Source organism: Pseudomonas alkylphenolica, assembly GCF_000746525.1.
Lineage (GTDB): Bacteria > Pseudomonadota > Gammaproteobacteria > Pseudomonadales > Pseudomonadaceae > Aquipseudomonas > Aquipseudomonas alkylphenolica.
The window spans coordinates 5,651,770-5,671,126 of record NZ_CP009048.1; the positions used below are offsets into that span (position 1 = coordinate 5,651,770).

The window sequence follows — 19,357 nt, forward strand, 5'->3', positions numbered from 1 at the left end:
CCTGTGGGAGCGGGCTTGCCCCGCGATGCTTTAATTCCGACAACACGACAAACAGTTGTGCCAGAGCCCCTGAAGTGGTTATCGTCAGCGCTATCAAGGACCCGAAACAAAATCAAAGCTTCCCTAAAGGCTGGTGATTTTTTAAACTATCGAGTCCGCTCGCCCATTCGGGCTGAACACCGCATTTGCTACTTGAGGAAGACCATGGCCCGCGTAACCGTTGAAGACTGCCTAGAACACGTGGATAACCGTTTTGAGCTGGTCATGCTCTCTACCAAGCGTGCCCGTCAGCTGGCCACCGGCGGCAAAGAGCCGAAAGTGGCATGGGAAAACGACAAGCCTACCGTCGTTGCCCTGCGTGAAATCGCTGAAGGCATCTGCACCCCTGAATTCATCGCTGCCGAATCCATTGTCGAAGTCGAGCCTGCCTTTGCATTTGGTAGCGAGGAAGAGGCCAACGAGGCGGTCTAAGCCTATGCCTGGTCGACGTAGTACGGCGCAGGTCCCCTTTCCTCGACAGGAGGTAATCCTGTGCCGAGCATAGACGCCCTCGCCGATCGTCTGTCGACCTACCTCGGCGCTGACCAGGTCAACCTGGTGCGCCGAGCGTACTTCTACGCCGAACAAGCCCACGATGGCCAACGCCGTCGTAGCGGTGAAGCCTACGTCACGCATCCGCTGGCGGTGGCAAGCATCCTCGCCGACATGCACATGGACCATCAGAGCCTGATGGCGGCCATGCTCCATGACGTGATCGAAGACACCGGCATCGCCAAGGAAGCCCTCAGCTCGCAATTTGGCGAGACCGTGGCCGAACTGGTCGATGGGGTCAGCAAACTGACCCAGATGAACTTCGAGACCAAAGCCGAAGCCCAGGCGGAAAACTTCCAGAAAATGGCCATGGCCATGGCCCGGGATATCCGCGTGATCCTGGTCAAACTGGCCGACCGCCTGCACAACATGCGCACGCTTGAAGTGCTATCAGGCGAAAAACGCCGGCGCATCGCCAAAGAAACCCTGGAAATCTACGCCCCCATCGCCAACCGTCTGGGGATGCACAGTGTGCGCGTGGAATTCGAAGACCTGGGTTTCAAGGCCATGCACCCGATGCGCTCCGCGCGCATCTACCAGGCAGTCAAGCGCGCCCGCGGCAACCGCAAGGAAATCGTCAACAAGATCGAAGAGTCGCTGGCCCACTGCCTGGCCGTCGACGGCATCGAAGGCGAAGTCAGCGGCCGCCAGAAGCACCTGTACGGCATCTACAAGAAGATGCGCGGCAAGCGCCGCGCCTTCAACGAGATCATGGATGTCTATGCGTTTCGCATCATCGTCGACAAGGTAGACACCTGCTACCGCGTGCTCGGCGCCGTGCACAACCTGTACAAGCCGCTGCCCGGACGCTTCAAGGACTACATCGCAATTCCCAAGGCCAACGGCTACCAGTCGCTGCATACCACGCTGTTCGGCATGCACGGAGTGCCTATCGAGATCCAGATTCGCACCCGCGAAATGGAGGAGATGGCCAACAACGGCATTGCCGCCCACTGGCTGTACAAGTCCAGCGACGACGAACAGCCCAAAGGCACCCACGCCCGCGCCCGTCAGTGGGTCAAAGGCGTGCTGGAGATGCAGCAACGCGCAGGCAACTCCCTGGAATTCATTGAAAGCGTGAAGATCGACCTGTTCCCGGACGAGGTCTACGTGTTCACGCCCAAAGGCCGCATCATGGAGCTGCCCAAAGGCTCCACGGCGGTCGATTTCGCTTACGCGGTGCACACCGACGTCGGCAACAGCTGTATCGCCTGCCGGATCAACCGGCGCCTGGCGCCACTGTCCGAACCGCTGCAGAGCGGCTCGACGGTCGAGATCGTCAGCGCTCCGGGCGCGCGACCGAACCCAGCCTGGCTGAATTTCGTCGTCACCGGTAAAGCCCGCACGCACATCCGCCACGCCCTCAAGCTGCAGCGCCGTTCCGAGTCCATCAGCCTCGGCGAACGCCTGCTGAACAAAGTGCTCAATGGTTTCGACAGCGCCCTGGACAAGATTCCCCAGGAGCGCGTCCAGGCCATGCTCAGCGAGTACCGCTTGGAGCAGCTCGAGGACATGCTCGAAGACATCGGTCTGGGCAACCGCATGGCCTATGTGGTCGCCCGCCGCTTGCTGTCCAGCGAAGGCGAGCAGTTGCCGACCCCCGAAGGTCCGTTGGCGATCCGCGGTACCGAAGGCCTGGTGCTCAGCTATGCGAAATGCTGCACACCGATCCCGGGCGATCCGATCGTCGGCCACCTGTCGGCCGGCAAAGGCATGGTCGTGCACCTGGAAAATTGCCGAAACATCAGTGAAATCCGCCACAACCCGGAAAAGTGCGTGCAGCTGTCCTGGGCCAAGGATGTCACCGGTGAGTTCAACGTCGAACTGCGCGTCGAGCTGGAGCACCAACGCGGCCTGATCGCGCTGCTGGCCAGCAGCGTCAACGCCGCCGACGGCAACATCGAAAAAATCAGCATGGATGAGCGCGATGGTCGCATCAGCGTGGTCCAACTGGTGGTCAGCGTGCACGACCGCGTGCATCTGGCCCGCGTGATCAAGAAACTGCGTGCCCTGACCGGGGTGATCCGCATCACCCGCATGCGCACGTAGCCCAATAACAGCAAGGAGTCATCATGACCAAGACCGTCATCACCAGTGACAAGGCCCCCGCCGCCATCGGCACCTACTCCCAGGCGATCAAGGCCGGTAACACGGTGTACATGTCCGGCCAGATCCCACTGGACCCGAAAACCATGGAACTGGTCGAAGGCTTCGAAGCCCAGACCGTTCAGGTCTTCGAAAACCTCAAGGCGGTTGCTGAGGCTGCCGGCGGTTCGTTCAAGGACATCGTCAAGCTGAACATCTTCCTGACCGACCTGAGCCACTTCGCCAAGGTCAACGAGATCATGGGCAAGTACTTCGAACAGCCGTACCCAGCGCGCGCCGCCATCGGTGTTGCCGCCCTGCCACGTGGCTCGCAAGTTGAAATGGACGCGATTCTGGTCCTCGAGTAATACCCCGCGCGGCGAGCCGCCCGGCTCGCCCTCGCTCTGCCCCGGAAGGATCCCGCCATGCGCCACGCGCTTGCCCTGACCCTGGCTGCCGCACTGCTGAGCGGATGCGCCAGCCACAAACCTGAAGACTACAACGGCATCTGGATCAACCAGAAAGCCATCGATACTGCCGCCAAAGGCGTCAGCCTGCGCCAGGCCCTGCACGACAACGGCCCGAACTTCGAATGGAAGGTCAATGTCGCCGCTGCGCAGGCCAGTTTCGACAACGGCTTTGAAATTGCCGAAGGCCAGCTCAAGGCTGGCGACAAGCAATACCAGGTGGAATTCTCCGGCAACCAGGTCGCAACCCTGGTCCTGGACGGTGACGAGCTGGTGCAGAACACCAGCGACTGGGCACCGCAACAGAGTTTCGAGAAAGCCCGTACGCCAGCACCTATGGGCGCTCGCACCGGCACCACGTTTGAACAGGCCCTGTACAACGCCTACCTCGGTGGCGAGTGGAAGATCGTCGAAGGCCCGGGCCAGGGCGCCCTGGTGCATTTTCGCGACAACGGCAGCGTCGAGGGTTTACCCAACCTGGACCGCTACGCGCTGTGCCTGGCCGGCGACTGTGCCGACATGAGCGGCAACAACGACAGCCTCTGGCTGGAGCGCAACCAAAAAGGCGCGCCGTGGATCTTCAAGCGCAACGGCGATCAGCTGGAAATTCTGCGCGCCCTCAACAGCGCGCAGCCTGACGAAAAGCCGCAACTGCAACCTGGCGCTCGCCAGTGGTTGCTCGAGCGCGACTGATCCGCTGGTGAACTAAGCGCGCCCTTCAAGGATGGCTGCATAGCCTTCCTTGTAGCTTGGGTACTGCGGCGCCCAGCCCAGTGCCCGGGCACGGGCGTTGCTGCAACGCTTGCTGCCGGTACGACGTACCCGATCCTGTTCCGACCACTCGGTAACGCCCATGTACTGGCGCAGCCAGGCCACCACTTCGGCCAGCGGTGCCGGGGCGTCATCCACGCCGATGTAACAATCCTCCAGCACCTGCCCACCAGCGTCGGCCTTGAGCAGAAAAGCCAGCAAGCCGGCGGCATCCTCGGCATGGATGCGGTTGGCATACAGCGGCGGCTCCTCTGTGACCCGGTAACCCTGACGCACCTGGCTGAGCAGCCATTCCCGTCCCGGGCCATAGATACCGGTCAGACGCACGATGGAAGCCGGTATGCCGCTGGCCAGCGCCAGCTTTTCCGCCTCCAGCATCACCGTACCGCTGTAGTTCTGCGGCTCGGCCACCGATGTCTCGTCGATCCATTCACCGCCCTGCTGGGCATAGACGCCGCTGCTGGAAACGAACAGCAAGCGCTTCGGCGCCTGTCCACGCTCAGCCAACCAGCTCAGGACATGCTTCAAGCCATCGACATACGCGGCTCGATAACCGGCCTCGTCATGCTGACTGGCCGCTGCGCAGTAGACCAGATAGTCCGGCGCCGCTGATGGCCAGGTGGCCGGACATTGCGCGTCGAACAGGTCCGCTGCCACGCCCGTGACCCCGGCCGGCAACTGCTCGACGCTGCGACGCAGGCCGCTCACCTGCCAGTTGCACGCCAGCATTTGCTTGGCCAGACGGCTACCGACATCCCCACAACCGACGATCAGAACAGAACACGCAGACATCCCGAAACTCCGCAAATCAAAGGCCCAGCCTATCCAAATAAATCGATAGGCGGCTAGCGATGATGGAAAAAAAGTAACTTTATTGCTTCTGCTAACAAGAATTACTTGCAATAATGGCCGCCGATTTTTTGTTCTCGGCCTGTCTCGAGGCCTAGAAGGACAACCACCTCTTTCTTCTTCATCAGGTCCGGCCAGCATGACACGTATCCAACCTTCCGCTTCGCCAACCACGCCGCGCGTATGGCGCGCCATTGCCGCGCTGATGTTCAGCCTGGCAGTGGCCCCAGCTGCACTGGCCGATGAGCCGACCACTCCCGCTGCCGCCCCCGCCGCTGCCGTAGCCCCGGCTGCAGCGCCTGCCGCGCCAGGCACCGAGCCAGCTGCTGCGCCGGCCGCCGCTGCCGCAGCGCCGGTTGATGGCCAGGCTGTTACCGAAGCCGAAGAAGTCGAAGCGCTGGTTGAAGACACCAGCCTGGGCATGGCCCATGACCTGTCCCCATGGGGCATGTACAAAAACGCCGACATCGTGGTCAAGATCGTCATGATCGGCCTGGCCATTGCCTCGATCATCACCTGGACCATCTGGATCGCCAAGGGCTTCGAGCTGATGGGCGCCAAGCGTCGTCTGCGCGGTGAAATTGCCCTGCTGAAAAAATCCACCACCCTCAAGGAAGCCAGCGATGGCGCCAACAAGGAAGGCACCCTGGCCCACCTGCTGGTTCACGATGCCCTGGATGAAATGCGCCTGTCGGCCAACGCCCGCGAGAAAGAAGGCATCAAGGAACGCGTCAGCTTCCGCCTTGAGCGCCTGGTAGCCGCCAGCGGCCGCAACATGAGCAGCGGCACCGGCGTATTGGCCACCATCGGCTCCACTGCACCGTTCGTCGGTCTGTTCGGTACCGTGTGGGGCATCATGAACAGCTTCATCGGCATCGCCAAAACCCAGACCACCAACCTGGCTGTGGTCGCCCCCGGCATCGCCGAGGCCTTGCTGGCCACTGCACTGGGTCTGGTTGCCGCAATCCCGGCAGTGGTCATCTACAACGTCTTCGCCCGCTCCATCGCCGGTTACAAGGCTCAGGTTGCCGACGCCTCGGCAGAAGTCCTGCTGCTGGTCAGCCGCGACCTGGACCACCAGCCAGGTGATCGCGTCACTGCACCTCACATGGTGAAAGTGGGGTAATCCATGGGCCTGCATCTTAACGAAGGTGGCGACGACCTCGCCGAGAACCACGAAATCAACGTCACGCCGTTCATCGACGTGATGTTGGTCCTGCTGATCATCTTCATGGTGGCAGCGCCTCTGGCCACCGTCGATATCAAGGTTGACTTGCCCGCCTCGACTGCCAAACCGGCACCGAGGCCGGAGAAGCCGATCTTCCTCAGCGTCAAGGCAGACCAGAACGTCTATGTCGGCGAAGAGCAGGTTCAGCGCGACCAGCTCGGCGCGGTACTCGACGCCAAGACCAAGGGCGACAAGGACACCACGATCTTCTTCCAGGCCGACAAAGGCGTGGATTACGGCGATCTGATGGAAGTCATGAATTCGCTGCGCGCGGCCGGTTACCTGAAAGTCGGTCTGGTCGGGCTTGAGACGGCAGCCAAGAAATGATCAAGACGCGGCATAAGTTCGCGCGTTACGGCACTAGTCTGGCGATTGTGTTGGGTATCCATGCTGTCGCCGTGCTGCTGACGCTCAATTGGTCGGTACCCCAAGCGATCGAGTTGCCGCCTGCGGCAATGATGATCGAGATGGCCCCGATGCCGGTACCGGCGCCTCCACCGCCGCCCAAGGTAGTGACCCCGCCACAGCCGCCAGCGCCGGTTGAAGAACTGCCGCTGCCGAAACTGGCCGAGGCACCGAAACCGAAAATCGCCATCGCCAAGCAGGTCAAGCCGAAGGCTAAACCGCAGCCGCCCAAGCCTGAGAAAAAGCCTGAGCCGCCGCAAGACAAGCCTACCGACGAGCAAGTGGTCGATACGCCGCCGAGCAACGCGCCTGCGCAGAAATCCGCAGCGCCGACACCGAGCATCGCCACCAACAGCAATGCCCTGCCAACCTGGCAGAGCGATCTGTTACGCCACCTGGCCAAGTACAAGCGCTACCCGGAAAACGCCCGGCGCATGCGCATGGAAGGCATCAACCGGTTGCGCTTTGTAGTCGATGGCGAGGGCAAGATTCTGTCTTACACCCTGGCCGGTGGCTCGGGCAGTGCGGCACTGGATCGGGCAACCCTGGAGATGATCCGTCGCGCCCAGCCGGTGCCACCACCACCCAAGGAATTGCTGAATAACGGCAGCATCGAAGTGATCGCGCCATTCGTCTACTCGCTGGACAAGCGCTGACGCATTGTTTCTGTCACAAACAAGCAACTCTGATAACGTGCGTCTATCGATTGCAGCCGCTATGCTGGGGCCGCAACTTCATGGACGCACGTTATGACCCTCACAGAATTGCGCTACATCGTCACCCTCGCCCAGGAACAGCACTTCGGCCATGCCGCCGAGCGTTGCCATGTCAGCCAGCCGACTCTGTCGGTCGGCGTGAAAAAGCTTGAGGACGAGCTGGGTGTACTGATCTTCGAGCGCAGCAAAAGCGCTGTACGCCTGACCCCGGTTGGCGAAGGCATTGTCGCCCAGGCGCAGAAAGTCCTCGAGCAGGCCCAAGGCATCCGCGAACTGGCCCAGGCCGGCAAGAACCAGCTGACCGCACCGCTGAAAGTCGGGGCGATCTACACAGTTGGCCCTTACCTGTTCCCGCACCTGATTCCACAACTGCATCGGGTTGCCCCGCAGATGCCGTTGTACATCGAAGAAAACTTCACCCACATCCTGCGCGACAAGCTGCGCAACGGTGAGCTGGACGCGGTGATCATTGCCCTGCCGTTCAACGAGGCCGATGTCCTGACCCTGCCGCTGTACGATGAACCTTTCTATGTGCTGATGCCCAGCGAGCACCCCTGGACCAAGAAGCAAACCATCGACGCCAGCCTGCTCAACGACAAGAGCCTGCTGCTGCTCGGCGAGGGCCATTGCTTCCGCGACCAGGTACTCGAAGCCTGCCCGACCCTGACCAAGGGCAGCGACGGCACCAAGCACACCACGGTCGAGTCCAGCTCGCTGGAAACCATTCGCCACATGGTTGCGTCGGGTCTTGGCGTGTCGATCCTGCCGTTGTCGGCGGTACACAGCCATCACTACGCTCCCGGGGTTATCGAAGTGCGTCCGTTGAGCCCGCCGGCACCGTTTCGCACGGTGGCGATCGCCTGGCGCGCGAGCTTCCCGCGGCCCAAGGCAATCGAGATCCTCGCCGACTCCATCCGCCTGTGCTCGGTGGCCAAGCCACCTGCGAGCGCGTAGGAAGTCGCCATGCCGGAGTTGTCCCAGGTATCGGTAACTGCATTGAAGGGCGTTGGCGAGGCCATGGCCGAGAAACTCGCCAAGGTCGGCCTGGAGAACCTTCAGGATGTGCTTTTCCACCTGCCCCTGCGCTATCAGGACCGCACCCGTGTGGTTCCGATCGGCGCGCTGCGCCCTGGCCAGGATGCGGTGATCGAAGGGGTGGTCAGCGGCACCGATGTGGTCATGGGCAAGCGTCGCAGCCTGTTGGTGCGCCTGGGTGACGGCACTGGTGTGCTGAGCCTGCGTTTCTACCACTTCAGCAATGCGCAGAAGGAAGGCCTCAAGCGCGGCACCCACCTGCGTTGCTACGGCGAAGCCCGTCCCGGCGCCTCGGGGCTGGAGATCTACCACCCGGAATACCGCGCCCTGACTGGCGACGAACCGGCGCCGGTGGAACAGACCCTGACGCCAATCTACCCGACCACCGAAGGCCTGACCCAACAGCGCTTGCGCCAGCTGTGCCAGCAAAGCCTGGCCATGCTAGGCCCGCGCAGCCTGCCGGACTGGCTGCCAGTGGAGCTGGCCCGGGACTACCAGCTCGCGCCGCTGGACGATGCCATCCGTTACCTGCATCACCCGCCGGCCGATGCCGACGTCGACGAACTTGCCGAAGGCCAGCACTGGGCCCAGCACCGCCTGGCCTTTGAAGAGCTGCTGACCCACCAGCTGTCCCAGCAGCGCCTGCGCGAAAGCCTGCGGGCGCAACGGGCACCGGTGCTACCCAAGGCTACGCGTTTGCCACAGCAGTACCTGGCCAACCTCGGCTTTGCGCCGACTGGTGCCCAGCAACGGGTCGGCAACGAGATTGCCTACGACCTCAGCCAGCCCGAGCCAATGCTGCGCCTGGTCCAAGGCGACGTCGGCGCCGGCAAGACCGTGGTTGCCGCCCTTGCCGCCCTGCAGGCTCTGGAGGCTGGCTATCAGGTCGCGCTGATGGCCCCGACCGAGATTCTCGCCGAACAGCACTTCGTGACCTTCAAACGCTGGCTGGAGCCGCTGGGCATCGAAGTGGCCTGGTTGGCCGGCAAGCTCAAGGGCAAGGCTCGCGTCAGCGCCCTGGAACAGATCGCCGCTGGTGCACCGATGGTGGTCGGCACCCATGCCCTGTTCCAGGACGAGGTGAAGTTCAAGAACCTGGCCCTGGCGATAATCGACGAACAGCACCGTTTCGGCGTACAGCAGCGCTTGGCGCTACGCCAGAAAGGCGTGGGCGGCCAGCTCTGCCCGCATCAGCTGATCATGACCGCAACACCTATCCCGCGGACCTTGGCGATGAGTGCCTACGCCGATCTCGACACCTCGATCCTCGACGAGCTGCCGCCCGGGCGCACACCCGTCAACACGGTATTGGTCGCCGACAGCCGCCGCTTCGAAGTGGTCGAGCGGGTCCGCGCCGCCTGCGCCGAAGGCCGCCAAGCCTACTGGGTCTGTACGCTGATCGAAGAATCCGAAGAGCTGACCTGCCAGGCCGCCGAAACCACCTTCGAGGAGCTGGGCAGCGCCCTGGGTGAGCTGCGTGTCGGCTTGATCCACGGGCGCATGAAGCCTGCCGAAAAGGCCGCCGTCATGGCCGAGTTCAAGCAAGGCCACCTGCAGCTACTGGTGGCGACCACGGTGATCGAGGTCGGCGTCGATGTCCCCAACGCCAGCCTGATGATCATCGAGAACCCCGAACGCCTGGGCCTGGCCCAGCTGCACCAGTTGCGCGGGCGAGTCGGCCGGGGCAGCGCGGTGAGCCATTGCGTACTGCTCTATCACCCGCCGCTGTCGCAGATCGGTCGCGAACGACTGGGGATCATGCGTGAAACCAATGATGGCTTCATCATTGCCGAGAAAGACCTGGAGCTGCGCGGCCCCGGTGAAATGCTTGGCACCCGCCAGACCGGCCTGTTGCAGTTCAAGGTCGCCGACCTGATGCGCGATGCCGACCTGCTCCCCGCCGTGCGTGATGCCGCCCAAGCCCTGCTGGCGCGCTGGCCCGAGCATGTCAGCCCGCTGCTGGAGCGCTGGCTGCGTCATGGCCAGCAATATGGACAGGTGTGACGTCCGTCTCAGAATGGATCCAGCTGAAGGTCCAAGCTGGTTATACTCTTGCGATCGTAAAATTTCTGGATACAGACCATGACTGAAGTTGCCCTGGATACCGCAACCCCCCACGCTCCGTCTGTTATCCGGTTGCTGCTGGAAAAGCTTGGCATTGCCTATCGTGAAGTGCAGGATCGTCCGCAGCTGTTGCCCGAGCGCAAGATCCAGGCGGTGTTGCTCGATGACGAAGTCGGCGCGCTGATGGTGCTGTTCCCGCAAAACCAATTGCTCGACCTCAACCGCTTGACCGAGCTGACCGGTCGCAAGCTGGCCGCAGTGCCCCTGGATCGCCTGAAAACCATGCTCGACAAGCATGGTCTGAAAATCCTCCCCGGCCTTCCGGCACTGACCAGCTCGCCTTGCCTTTATGATGAGAGCCTGCTCAAGCCTGAAAGGCTGCTGATTCACTCCGGTGAGGCAGGCCTGCTGCTGGAAATCGAACGCGACGACTTCAAGAAGATGCTGAGCAAGGCCAGCGCCGGTAATTTTGGCGAGCCGCTGAGCAGCATCCGGCCGAACCTCGACCGCCCGACCGACGACCGCGAAGAAATTACCCAGGCAGTTCAGGCCTTCACCGCCCGGCGCATCCAGCAGCGCCTGGAAAGCACCATCGAAATTCCACCGTTGGCTGAAACTGCGCAAAAGATCATCAAGCTGCGCGTCGACCCCAACGCGACCATCGACGACATCACCGGCGTAGTCGAGACCGATCCTGCGCTGGCTGCTCAAGTAGTCAGTTGGGCCGCCTCGCCCTATTACGCCTCACCCGGCAAAATTCGTTCGGTAGAAGATGCCATCGTCCGCGTACTGGGCTTCGATCTGGTGATCAACCTGGCCCTTGGCCTGGCACTGGGCAAAACCTTGAGCCTGCCCAAAGACCATCCACAACACACCACGCCGTACTGGCAGCAGTCGATCTATACCGCCGCCGTGATCGAAGGCCTGACCCGCGCCATGCCGCGTGCAGAACGCCCAGAGGCCGGCTTGACCTACCTGGCCGGACTGCTGCACAACTTCGGCTACCTGCTGCTGGCGCACGTCTTCCCGCCGCACTTTTCGCTGATCTGCCGCCATCTGGAGGTCAACCCGCACCTGTGCCACAGCTATGTCGAGCAGCATCTGCTGGGCATCAGCCGCGAGCAGATCGGTGCCTGGTTGATGCGCTACTGGGATATGCCGGAAGAACTGTCCACCGCTCTGCGTTTCCAGCACGACCCGCTGTACGAAGGTGACCATGCGGCCTTCCCGAACCTTGTGTGCCTGGCAATACGCCTGCTGCGTGCCCGCGGCATCGGTTCGGGGCCCGACGAGTCGATCCCGGATGAATTGCTGGAGCGCTTGAACATCAGCCGCGAAAAAGCAGCCGATGTGGTCAACAAGGTGCTGGAGGCAGAAGTGCTGCTGCGCGAGTTGGCCTCGCAGTTCAATCAGCAGCACTAAGCAGATGGCCTGCCCTTATGGGGTCAGGCCTTTTTCTTCGGTTTCAGGTACTTCATCAGGCCCTGGAACCAGATCACCAGCGCCGGATTGCCCTTGATCTGGATGCTCTTGTCCTGAATCCCCTGCATGAATGCCAATTGCTTGTTCTTCGCTTGCAAGGTGGCAAAGCCGAAGGCTGCATCCTTGAAGGCAATGGCAAACGCCGGTTGTGGATGGGTGCCGGACTGGCTGCTGATACGCAGATCCTTGACGATGAAATGGCGCGCGACCTTGCCGTCGAGGGTCTGCAACTGGAACACCAGATCTTTGTCGGCCAGTTGTTGCTGGAAAGCCGGGTTCTTGCGACTGGCCTTGGCCATCAACAACCCCATGGCCCAAAGGATAAAGCGAAACTTCATGTGCACGCCTCGGCTAAAAAGTGACTGGCGAAGCAGTTTATAGTCTCGCTATAAAAACACCATACTTTGCTGCACATTTCGCGAAGATCAGGGTAATTTGCTCTGTAACCGGGTAATTCGCGGCTTAGGCTTAGTAGCAATGTCCCCCGGGCTGCGCCCCTGCTTGTTGCAAGCGTTTTACGCTGTCCACGTACTCCACAACCCCTTTTTGTCGCGCCAGCTCATAGCAGGCCAGCGCACGAGACAGGTCGATGGCGCCGCCCAAACGGCCACTCTCCCAATCAGACGCCAAGGTTGTCAGCGACTCCCAGTTGCCCATGTCGATCGACTTGATCAGCCATGAACGGGCACGTTCAGGGTCCATGCACGGGCCATCGTAGCTCTGGTCAGTACCTGAGCAATAAAACCCGTACAAGGCAGCCGCACCCGCAGGCAAGCTCTGCGCAGCGGCGAGGAACAGCTTCTCGGTCACCGCGGCGCTCAAAGCAGGCGCCATTCCGGAATAACCCAGGCTCGCAGCGGCCAGGCTGGCGTCCGGGTTGCCCGAAGCCGCAGCGCACAGCAGAAACTGCATGCCTACGTCGAAAAACTCTGCAGTAGCTGGATACTTCTCCACCCCGCCCAGGGCCAGGAAGATGTTGGCTTTGCGGTAGCAGACTTCTTCGGCCGGGTTCATCTTTGGCAGCCCTGTCAGCAGCAGGCGTGACTCATCCACCGACCAGTCATCGACGGAGACCAACGCCCAGCACGCCTTGCGTTCGAACTGATAGCCCCTGAGCCGATCGAGACCGCCGCGTTTGTCCAGCACCCGAACATGGCCATCAGTCAAGTGCTGCACCTCCAGGCCCTTGAGACCCGCCGTCAAGGGTGCGATCAATGGCAATGCAAGCTGCGCGCCCTGCATCGCCCGGACCAATGGATAGACGTTATCCTGCAGCCCCTGTAACTGGCTGTAGAGGACTCGTCCGCTGCCGGCTTGGCGTTGCACCTGAGGATCGTTGGCAAACTCGTGCAGGAAGCTGTCGAACTCAGCCACGCATGAAGTCTCGGCCATGGCTGGAGGGACCAGCACGCTCAATAGCAGCAGACACAATAAAACCCTGATCACGATTGTGGCTCCTGGCTGCGCGACCGTGCCCGCTCCGGGATGATCCCCGGCTTACCGGCGCTGTTCATGGCCTGGACATAGCTGCGGTAGTACTCGGCAGCCTGTTTGCGCTTGTACAACGCCCAGAGGCTGTCGGCGATGTTGAGCTTGAGTACGACCCGCTGCGGCACGACCCCTTCGACTTTGGCAAACAGCTCATAGGCCGCGCTGTGCCACTCGCCCTGCTGCAGGGCGTAACCGAGGTCGTTGTACAGTGCCGCGGTCTGCGCGCTCAGCGGCTCCTCTCGCAGCAGCCGTGGCAGCTCGATATCGAGGTAGGTATACACCGCATCGCGGTCCTCGATTGCAAGCCGAGCAAGGACGATTTCCCGCGCCAGTTTCAACGAATCCCGCCCATGCCCTCGCACCTGCTCCAGCAACTTCTGCCTGGCCAGCGACTGCGTGTGGTACCAGTGATGCTGGCTCCAGTTTTCCGTCATGCTCCCTTCGTAACCGGACAACGCCAGCGAGGCGCGGGCGTCACGGAGCAGTGCGCCGTTGTCCCAGAAGTACACGCCGGCCTGAAATACCAGGCCGTTGAGCGCGTAGTACTCAAAGCCCGGATGAGCGACCACCGCCGCGCATTGCACCACGAGGTAATCCTTGTCGCCGCGCACCGTGAAGACGTCACGCACCTGCACCTGGCCCTGCTCGGGCTGGCAGACATCGGCCAGCGACTGAGACTGCCCATCGCCTCCCGTCAGCTGCGCCTGCCAACGATTGTCCTGCAGCGTCAACTGCACTTGCGAGGCGCCACTAAAGTCCGGCGTCAACGTGAAGGTGCGAGTGTCGGCCAAGGCCTGCGCAACACCCAGGCCACAGATCACTGCCAGCAGGCGCCTCATGCATGCACCTGCGAGCTGGCGGCCGGCTTCAAGCGACGCCCCATCCCGTCACTCAAAAGCACCGCCAGCAGTGTCAGGCCAGCATTGAGGCTGCTATAGAACAGGGCGCGTACCGGGTGCTCCGGCAACAGCCAATAGAGGATGAGCAAGGCTTGCACCAGGGTCAGCAGCAAACGAACCCTGAGGCGCAGGAACAACGCAATCGGCACGCTGAATATCATCAGCAGGTACCAGGCCCCCCAGGCAACCATGCCGGCTGCCACGCCCCGGGCAGTGAAGCCACCGAACTGCTGTTTGTAGTAGCTCACGGCGTAATCGTTGAGCAGCACGAAGAGCACGCAGGCCAATGCATGCAAGGCGAAATTGAGCAGAAGACGGCGCCGGATCATGCGGCACCTGAATCGCGAGCGACCGCCACGGCGGTCAATGACATACCTTTGCAGTGCATCCTGCGCCCCTCCCTGGACGTGTCCCGCTGCCATCGCGGCAGGGGCGCCGTATGCTAGTCACAAGCTCCGGGCGGGGCAATAAAAAACGGGCACCGTGTCGGGTGCCCGTTTTTCAACGCAATCAATCTGTGCGAGGCATCACGGATTGACGCTGTCCTTCAGGGATTTACCTGGTTTGAAGGCAACCGTGTTGCTGGCTTTGATTTTGACTGGCTCACCGGTTTGCGGGTTCTTGCCAGTGCGAGCGCCACGATGACGCTGCAGGAATGTACCGAATCCGACCAGCGTCACGCTGTCCTTGCGGTGCAGGGCGCCAGTGATTTCTTCGAGCACGGCGTTGAGCACGCGATTGGCTTGCTCTTTGGTGAGGTCGGCCTTTTCAGCAATAGCTGCGGCGAGTTCTGGTTTGCGCATAGTGAAGCCTCTTAGACGGTTTTTTGTTGTTATGCCGTGCTGCTCTTCAAGAACAGCGCCCAAGGCACCGCAGGCTCTAAACTGCGGCAGACGGGAGTGAGGATGGCATGCTGTCAGGGGCCGCGCCAGTCTCTGGACGGCCATTGTTGCGGCAATAACAGGGGAAATCCGACAGAACGCCCGCTATTTACGCCATGAGCGCCGGAAGCTGCCGATTTAGAGCCAGTTTCTCCATCACTGCCGAGCCCGTCAGGGCGTAGCCCAACAGGTTGCCATCGACGTCATGACAGAGCACCTTGAGGTCAAGGCCCTGACCTTCGACCTGCCATGTACCTTCGCGGCCATGAGGTGGCGGCGAGACCACCAGCGGACAAGCCGGTGTCTTCACCGTAACCGGCATAGGGCCGTAGGCAACTGCTGTCGGGTTGCCAGCCAGGGTTTGTGCCAGCGCGCGCGCGCAGCTCATCAACGGCATGACATAGAGCAGGTTGAGGCCATCGACTTCGGCGCAATCACCCAAAGCGTAGATATTGGCATGCGAAGTACGCAGGTGCCGGTCGACCACCACACCACGGTTAACCTGCAAGCCGGCCGCAGAAGCCAGGTCGATGCGTGGACGCAGGCCAACCGCCGAAACCACCAGGTCACACGCGATCACCGTACCGTCCGAGAGGTGCGCCTCCAGCCCTTCGGCAACCCGTTGCAGACGCGTCAGCACCGGCCCGAGATGAAAGCGCACGCCAAGCGCCTCCAGGCCAGTCTGCACGGCAGCGGCAGCCGCCGGGTGCAGCAAGGTCGGCATGACCTGCTCGCACGGCGCCACCAGCTCGACCTGGAAACCGCCCAGGCTCATGTCGTTGGCGAATTCACAGCCGATCAGGCCGGCCCCGAGGATCAACACCCGCTGCTTGCCCGCCGCCGCCGCACGGAAGCGGGCGTAATCCTCCAGATCGTTGATCGGGAAGATCGCCTCACCGGCATCGCCTTCGACCGGCACCTGCACGGTTTGCGCGCCCCAGGCCAGGATCAGGTCGCGGTAGGCCACCTGCTCTTCGCCGATCCACAGGCGCTTATGGCCCGGATCGATGCCGCTGATGCGGGTATGGGTACGCACTTCGGCCTTGAGCTGCTCAGCCATGGCCCCCGGCTCGGCCATGCTCAGGCCGTCGGCATCCTTGTGCTTGGCAAAGCCGGTGGACAACATTGGCTTGGAATAGGAACGGCCGTCGTCGGCGGTAATCAACAGCAACGGCGTCTCGCCGTCGAGCTTGCGAAATTCGCGGGCCAGGTTGTAACCCGCCAAGCCAGTACCCACAATTACCACCGGTGCCGTCATGCCCTGTTTCCTTGCTTCCTGATTAAATTGTGATCAGCCGATGGCGATCATTTCGAAATCCATCTTGCCCACACCGCAGTCCGGGCACAGCCAGTCTGCCGGGACATCTTCCCAACGAGTACCCGGGGCGATGCCATCATCCGGCCAACCCTCGGCCTCGTCGTAGATCAGGCCACAAACAATACACTGCCACTTTTTCATTACTTACTTCCTCAACAAACCCAGGCATTGGAGTGGTCGCTCTCGGGAACATTACAGTGGCGACCTTCTCAAGGAGGGGCTTTGTACTGGAGCCAGGTGCCAGCATGCAAGCCGGATCGGGCAATCATGCTAAGCTCGCGGTCTCTTTGGCCTGTTAACCCATACCATCGTGCCGTACGAAACATCGCAAGCGCCCGCTGCAGAATGGTTGCAGTACTCTCAGGTAGCAGACAGCGCAACGCCTGCGCTCCTTGACTGGTTGTTCGATCAAGGATCACTGACCCGTCGCCTGACTCGATTATCCGCCGATCACTTTTCTGTTACACCCCTTTACGAGGGTTGGCAGCCCCTGCGTGATGACGAGTGCCAGGCACTGGATCTGGCGCCTGGCAGCGAAGGCTGGGTCCGCGAAGTGTACTTGCGCGGCCACGGCCAGGCCTGGGTGTTCGCCCGCAGTGTCGCCTCACGCAGTGCCCTCGAAAGTGGCGGGCTGGACATGGAAGCACTGGGCAGCCGCTCGCTGGGCGAACTGTTGTTCTGCGACCAGGCCTTTACGCGCCGCGCCATTGAGGTCTGTCATTACCCCAAGGCCTGGCTGCCGGCGATCGACGCCAGCGACAAGCTCTGGGGGCGTCGCTCGCGCTTTGATCGGGCCACACTGAGCGTGCTGGTTGCCGAAGTCTTCCTGCCGTCGCTGTGGCAGGCCACCGAGATTTCCGGGGAGATCCGCTGATGTACCTGCAGCTGCTCAAGTCGCTCAATCGTCTGCATCCGCGCGCCTGGGACTTCATCCAGTTGAGCCGCATGGACCGGCCGATCGGTATCTACCTGCTGTTGTGGCCGACGCTGTCAGCGGTGTGGATCGCCGCCAAGGGTACGCCGACCTTGGCCAACGTGCTGATTTTCACCCTCGGCGTGGTGCTGATGCGTGCGGCCGGTTGCGCCATCAACGACTTCGCCGACCGCAAGGTCGATGGCCACGTCAAACGCACCGCCGACCGCCCGTTGGCAGCCGGCCGGATCAATGCCCGCGAAGCACTGGTGCTGTTTGCCGTGCTGGTGGGCGTGAGCTTCCTGCTGGTGCTGTGCACCAATACCCAGACGGTATGGTTATCGTTCGGCGCGGTGGCGTTGGCGGCCTGCTATCCCTTCATGAAGCGCTACACCTACTACCCGCAGGTGGTGCTTGGAGCGGCCTATTCCTGGGGCATTCCCATGGCCTTCACCGCAGCCAACGGCGAGCTGCCGGCCATCGCCTGGCTGCTGTACATCGCCAACCTGCTGTGGACGGTGGGCTATGACACCTACTACGCCATGGTCGATCGCGACGATGATCTGAAGATCGGGGTCAAATCTACCGCGATCCTGTTCGGTGAAGCCGACCGGATGATTATCCTGACCCTGCAAGTGCTGTCGCTGGGCTGCTTGTTGATGGCCGGTAATCGCTTCGAACTGGGGGGCTGGTTCCACCTTGGGCTGATAGCCGCCCTGGCGTGCTTCGTCTGGGAATTCTGGACCACCCGCAAGCTGGACCGCGAGTCGTGTTTCAAGGCCTTCCTGCATAACCACTGGGCCGGGTTGCTGGTATTTGTCGGGATCGTGCTGGATTACAGCTTCTGATTCGTCGCGGGGCAAGCCCGCTCCCACAGAGCAGTGGGAGCGGGCTTGCCCCGCGATTACGGCACGACTACTTGATCACATGCCAGACATCCTTCATGCCGTCACCGGTCATGTCACCGGCTTTCTTGTCCTTGATGAAGGTGTACACCGGCTTGCCTTTGTAGGCCCATTGCATCGAGCCATCGTCACGCTTGATCTGTGTCCAGCCCTCCTCGGCCATGTCGCCGTCTTTGACCATCAGCGGCGGCCAGTTCTTGGCACACTCATCGTTGCACATGGACTTGCCGCCCGAATCCTTGTCAAAGGTGTAGAGCGTCATGCCAGCATGGTCGACCATCACACCGTCTTTCATCATGGCATGATGCGCCGACGCCATTCCTGGCAACGCCAGTGCCACCGCAGTGAAAAGCGCCATCCAGTTCAGCGTATGTCGTGTCATTGGATCCACCGTGTTTCTCGGGAGAGGGAATTTAAGCCTAGCCCAGTAACCGAATGTTGCTGAAACGCCCACGACTTGTCACACGACTGCAATAATTCCGTTATCTAATGCGGGCCAAGACACCTGAACGGGAAGAGGTTTGAACATGGTTGGCAGAAACATTCTGATCGTTGACGACGAAGCGCCAATCCGCGAGATGATCGCCGTTGCATTGGAAATGGCCGGCTATGACTGCCTGGAAGCAGAAAACTCGCAGCAGGCCCACGCCATGATCGTCGACCGCAAGCCGGACCTGATCCTGCTCGACTGGATGCTCCCGGGCACTTCGGGTATCGAACTGGCCCGACGCCTGAAGCGCGACGAGCTGACCGGCGATATCCCGATCATCATGCTGACCGCCAAAGGTGAGGAAGACAACAAGATCCAGGGTCTTGAAGTCGGTGCCGACGACTACATCACCAAACCCTTCTCGCCCCGCGAGCTGGTCGCCCGGCTCAAGGCCGTGCTGCGCCGCGCCGGCCCAAGCGATGGCGAAGCGCCCATAGAAGTCGGTGGGCTGCTGCTCGATCCGATCAGCCACCGTGTGACCATTGATGGCAAGCCAGCCGAAATGGGCCCGACCGAATACCGCCTGCTGCAGTTCTTCATGACCCACCAGGAGCGCGCCTACACCCGCGGCCAACTGCTCGATCAGGTCTGGGGCGGCAACGTCTATGTTGAAGAACGCACCGTCGACGTGCACATCCGCCGCCTGCGCAAGGCGCTGGGTGATGCCTACGAGAATCTGGTACAAACCGTACGCGGTACCGGTTATCGCTTCTCCACCAAGAGCTGAACCGCTATATCAGGCCCAAGGTATTGGAAAGGACGCGTCG

Annotated in this window: 22 protein-coding genes; 13 read left to right on the top strand and 9 right to left on the bottom strand. The window is 61.6% G+C overall.

Going from position 1 to position 19,357, the window contains the following annotated elements; all coding sequences use genetic code 11:
- The first annotated feature begins 204 nt into the window (after positions 1 to 204).
- Genes rpoZ through PSAKL28_RS25880 form a run of 4 tightly spaced genes read left to right on the top strand, consistent with a single transcriptional unit; the run spans position 205 to position 3,836 of the window.
- Positions 205 to 471, top strand: coding sequence for a DNA-directed RNA polymerase subunit omega (gene rpoZ / locus PSAKL28_RS25865; RefSeq protein ID WP_028942466.1), 267 nt, complete (start codon positions 205 to 207; stop codon positions 469 to 471).
- A 60-nt stretch (positions 472 to 531) separates the two neighbouring features.
- Entirely contained in the window at positions 532 to 2,640 is a 2,109-nt protein-coding gene (gene spoT / locus PSAKL28_RS25870) for a bifunctional GTP diphosphokinase/guanosine-3',5'-bis pyrophosphate 3'-pyrophosphohydrolase (protein WP_038615922.1), read from the top strand.
- A 23-nt stretch (positions 2,641 to 2,663) separates the two neighbouring features.
- Positions 2,664 to 3,044 carry a deaminase RidA gene (gene ridA / locus PSAKL28_RS25875; protein WP_038615925.1) on the top strand — a complete coding sequence of 127 codons (381 nt, stop codon included), beginning with the start codon at positions 2,664 to 2,666 and terminating at the stop codon, positions 3,042 to 3,044.
- 57 nt (positions 3,045 to 3,101) lie between these two features.
- A complete protein-coding gene (locus PSAKL28_RS25880) occupies positions 3,102 to 3,836 on the top strand; it encodes a hypothetical protein (protein ID WP_038615928.1) in 735 nt (244 codons plus the stop codon).
- A gap of 12 nt (positions 3,837 to 3,848) precedes the next feature.
- Here PSAKL28_RS25880 and PSAKL28_RS25885 read toward each other — a convergent pair whose 3' ends face one another.
- Complete coding sequence (locus PSAKL28_RS25885; RefSeq protein WP_038615930.1) at positions 3,849 to 4,706, bottom strand: SDR family oxidoreductase; 858 nt, start codon at positions 4,704 to 4,706, stop codon at positions 3,849 to 3,851.
- Positions 4,707 to 4,902: 196 nt separating this feature from the next.
- Between PSAKL28_RS25885 and exbB the strand changes: the two genes are divergently transcribed.
- The 6 genes from exbB to PSAKL28_RS25915 all read left to right on the top strand — a co-directional run bounded on the left by exbB (position 4,903) and on the right by PSAKL28_RS25915 (position 11,633).
- A complete protein-coding gene (gene exbB, locus PSAKL28_RS25890; RefSeq protein ID WP_038615932.1) occupies positions 4,903 to 5,889 on the top strand; it encodes a tonB-system energizer ExbB in 987 nt (328 codons plus the stop codon).
- A 3-nt stretch (positions 5,890 to 5,892) separates the two neighbouring features.
- Positions 5,893 to 6,318: a TonB system transport protein ExbD gene (gene exbD, locus PSAKL28_RS25895; RefSeq protein ID WP_038615935.1), complete on the top strand. Its 426-nt coding sequence runs from the start codon at positions 5,893 to 5,895 to the stop codon at positions 6,316 to 6,318.
- Positions 6,315 to 7,052: an energy transducer TonB gene (locus tag PSAKL28_RS25900; RefSeq protein WP_038615937.1), complete on the top strand. Its 738-nt coding sequence runs from the start codon at positions 6,315 to 6,317 to the stop codon at positions 7,050 to 7,052. The genes exbD and PSAKL28_RS25900 overlap by 4 nt, the downstream gene beginning before the upstream one ends.
- A gap of 93 nt (positions 7,053 to 7,145) precedes the next feature.
- Positions 7,146 to 8,066: a hydrogen peroxide-inducible genes activator gene (locus PSAKL28_RS25905; protein ID WP_038615940.1), complete on the top strand. Its 921-nt coding sequence runs from the start codon at positions 7,146 to 7,148 to the stop codon at positions 8,064 to 8,066.
- A 9-nt stretch (positions 8,067 to 8,075) separates the two neighbouring features.
- A complete protein-coding gene (gene recG / locus PSAKL28_RS25910) occupies positions 8,076 to 10,151 on the top strand; it encodes an ATP-dependent DNA helicase RecG (protein ID WP_038615942.1) in 2,076 nt (691 codons plus the stop codon).
- A gap of 78 nt (positions 10,152 to 10,229) precedes the next feature.
- A complete protein-coding gene (locus PSAKL28_RS25915) occupies positions 10,230 to 11,633 on the top strand; it encodes an aminoacyl-tRNA deacylase and HDOD domain-containing protein (protein WP_038615945.1) in 1,404 nt (467 codons plus the stop codon).
- Between the two features lie 23 nt (positions 11,634 to 11,656).
- On the opposite strand, the gene PSAKL28_RS25920 is transcribed toward PSAKL28_RS25915, so the two are convergent.
- The 7 genes from PSAKL28_RS25920 to PSAKL28_RS25950 all read right to left on the bottom strand — a co-directional run bounded on the left by PSAKL28_RS25920 (position 11,657) and on the right by PSAKL28_RS25950 (position 16,423).
- Positions 11,657 to 12,031 carry a helicase gene (locus PSAKL28_RS25920; RefSeq protein ID WP_038615947.1) on the bottom strand — a complete coding sequence of 125 codons (375 nt, stop codon included), beginning with the start codon at positions 12,029 to 12,031 and terminating at the stop codon, positions 11,657 to 11,659.
- 130 nt (positions 12,032 to 12,161) lie between these two features.
- Positions 12,162 to 13,139 (bottom strand): SEL1-like repeat protein, encoded by a 978-nt coding sequence (locus tag PSAKL28_RS25925; protein ID WP_157687072.1) that lies wholly within the window; start codon positions 13,137 to 13,139, stop codon positions 12,162 to 12,164.
- On the bottom strand, positions 13,136 to 14,023 hold the full coding sequence (locus PSAKL28_RS25930; protein WP_038615949.1) for a hypothetical protein: 888 nt from the start codon (positions 14,021 to 14,023) through the stop codon (positions 13,136 to 13,138). Before PSAKL28_RS25930 ends, PSAKL28_RS25925 begins: the two co-directional genes overlap by 4 nt.
- Entirely contained in the window at positions 14,020 to 14,412 is a 393-nt protein-coding gene (locus PSAKL28_RS25935; RefSeq protein ID WP_051939577.1) for a hypothetical protein, read from the bottom strand. The genes PSAKL28_RS25930 and PSAKL28_RS25935 overlap by 4 nt, the downstream gene beginning before the upstream one ends.
- Positions 14,413 to 14,610: 198 nt before the next feature.
- Positions 14,611 to 14,886, bottom strand: coding sequence for an HU family DNA-binding protein (locus PSAKL28_RS25940; protein ID WP_003213368.1), 276 nt, complete (start codon positions 14,884 to 14,886; stop codon positions 14,611 to 14,613).
- 187 nt (positions 14,887 to 15,073) lie between these two features.
- Positions 15,074 to 16,222: an NAD(P)/FAD-dependent oxidoreductase gene (locus PSAKL28_RS25945; RefSeq protein WP_038615952.1), complete on the bottom strand. Its 1,149-nt coding sequence runs from the start codon at positions 16,220 to 16,222 to the stop codon at positions 15,074 to 15,076.
- A 33-nt stretch (positions 16,223 to 16,255) separates the two neighbouring features.
- Positions 16,256 to 16,423, bottom strand: coding sequence for a rubredoxin (locus PSAKL28_RS25950; RefSeq protein WP_028942479.1), 168 nt, complete (start codon positions 16,421 to 16,423; stop codon positions 16,256 to 16,258).
- Between the two features lie 169 nt (positions 16,424 to 16,592).
- Between PSAKL28_RS25950 and PSAKL28_RS25955 the strand changes: the two genes are divergently transcribed.
- Both PSAKL28_RS25955 and ubiA read left to right on the top strand, forming a co-directional pair.
- Positions 16,593 to 17,156 (top strand): chorismate--pyruvate lyase family protein, encoded by a 564-nt coding sequence (locus PSAKL28_RS25955; protein WP_038615955.1) that lies wholly within the window; start codon positions 16,593 to 16,595, stop codon positions 17,154 to 17,156.
- Positions 17,156 to 18,043 (top strand): 4-hydroxybenzoate octaprenyltransferase, encoded by an 888-nt coding sequence (gene ubiA, locus PSAKL28_RS25960; protein WP_038615958.1) that lies wholly within the window; start codon positions 17,156 to 17,158, stop codon positions 18,041 to 18,043. Before PSAKL28_RS25955 ends, ubiA begins: the two co-directional genes overlap by 1 nt.
- Before the next feature lie 67 nt (positions 18,044 to 18,110).
- Here the strand turns inward: ubiA and PSAKL28_RS25965 are convergent, their stop codons facing one another.
- Positions 18,111 to 18,482 (bottom strand): COG4315 family predicted lipoprotein, encoded by a 372-nt coding sequence (locus PSAKL28_RS25965; RefSeq protein ID WP_038615961.1) that lies wholly within the window; start codon positions 18,480 to 18,482, stop codon positions 18,111 to 18,113.
- A 145-nt stretch (positions 18,483 to 18,627) separates the two neighbouring features.
- Between PSAKL28_RS25965 and phoB the strand changes: the two genes are divergently transcribed.
- A complete protein-coding gene (gene phoB, locus PSAKL28_RS25970) occupies positions 18,628 to 19,317 on the top strand; it encodes a phosphate regulon transcriptional regulator PhoB (RefSeq protein WP_038615964.1) in 690 nt (229 codons plus the stop codon).
- Positions 19,318 to 19,357: the final 40 nt, after the last annotated feature.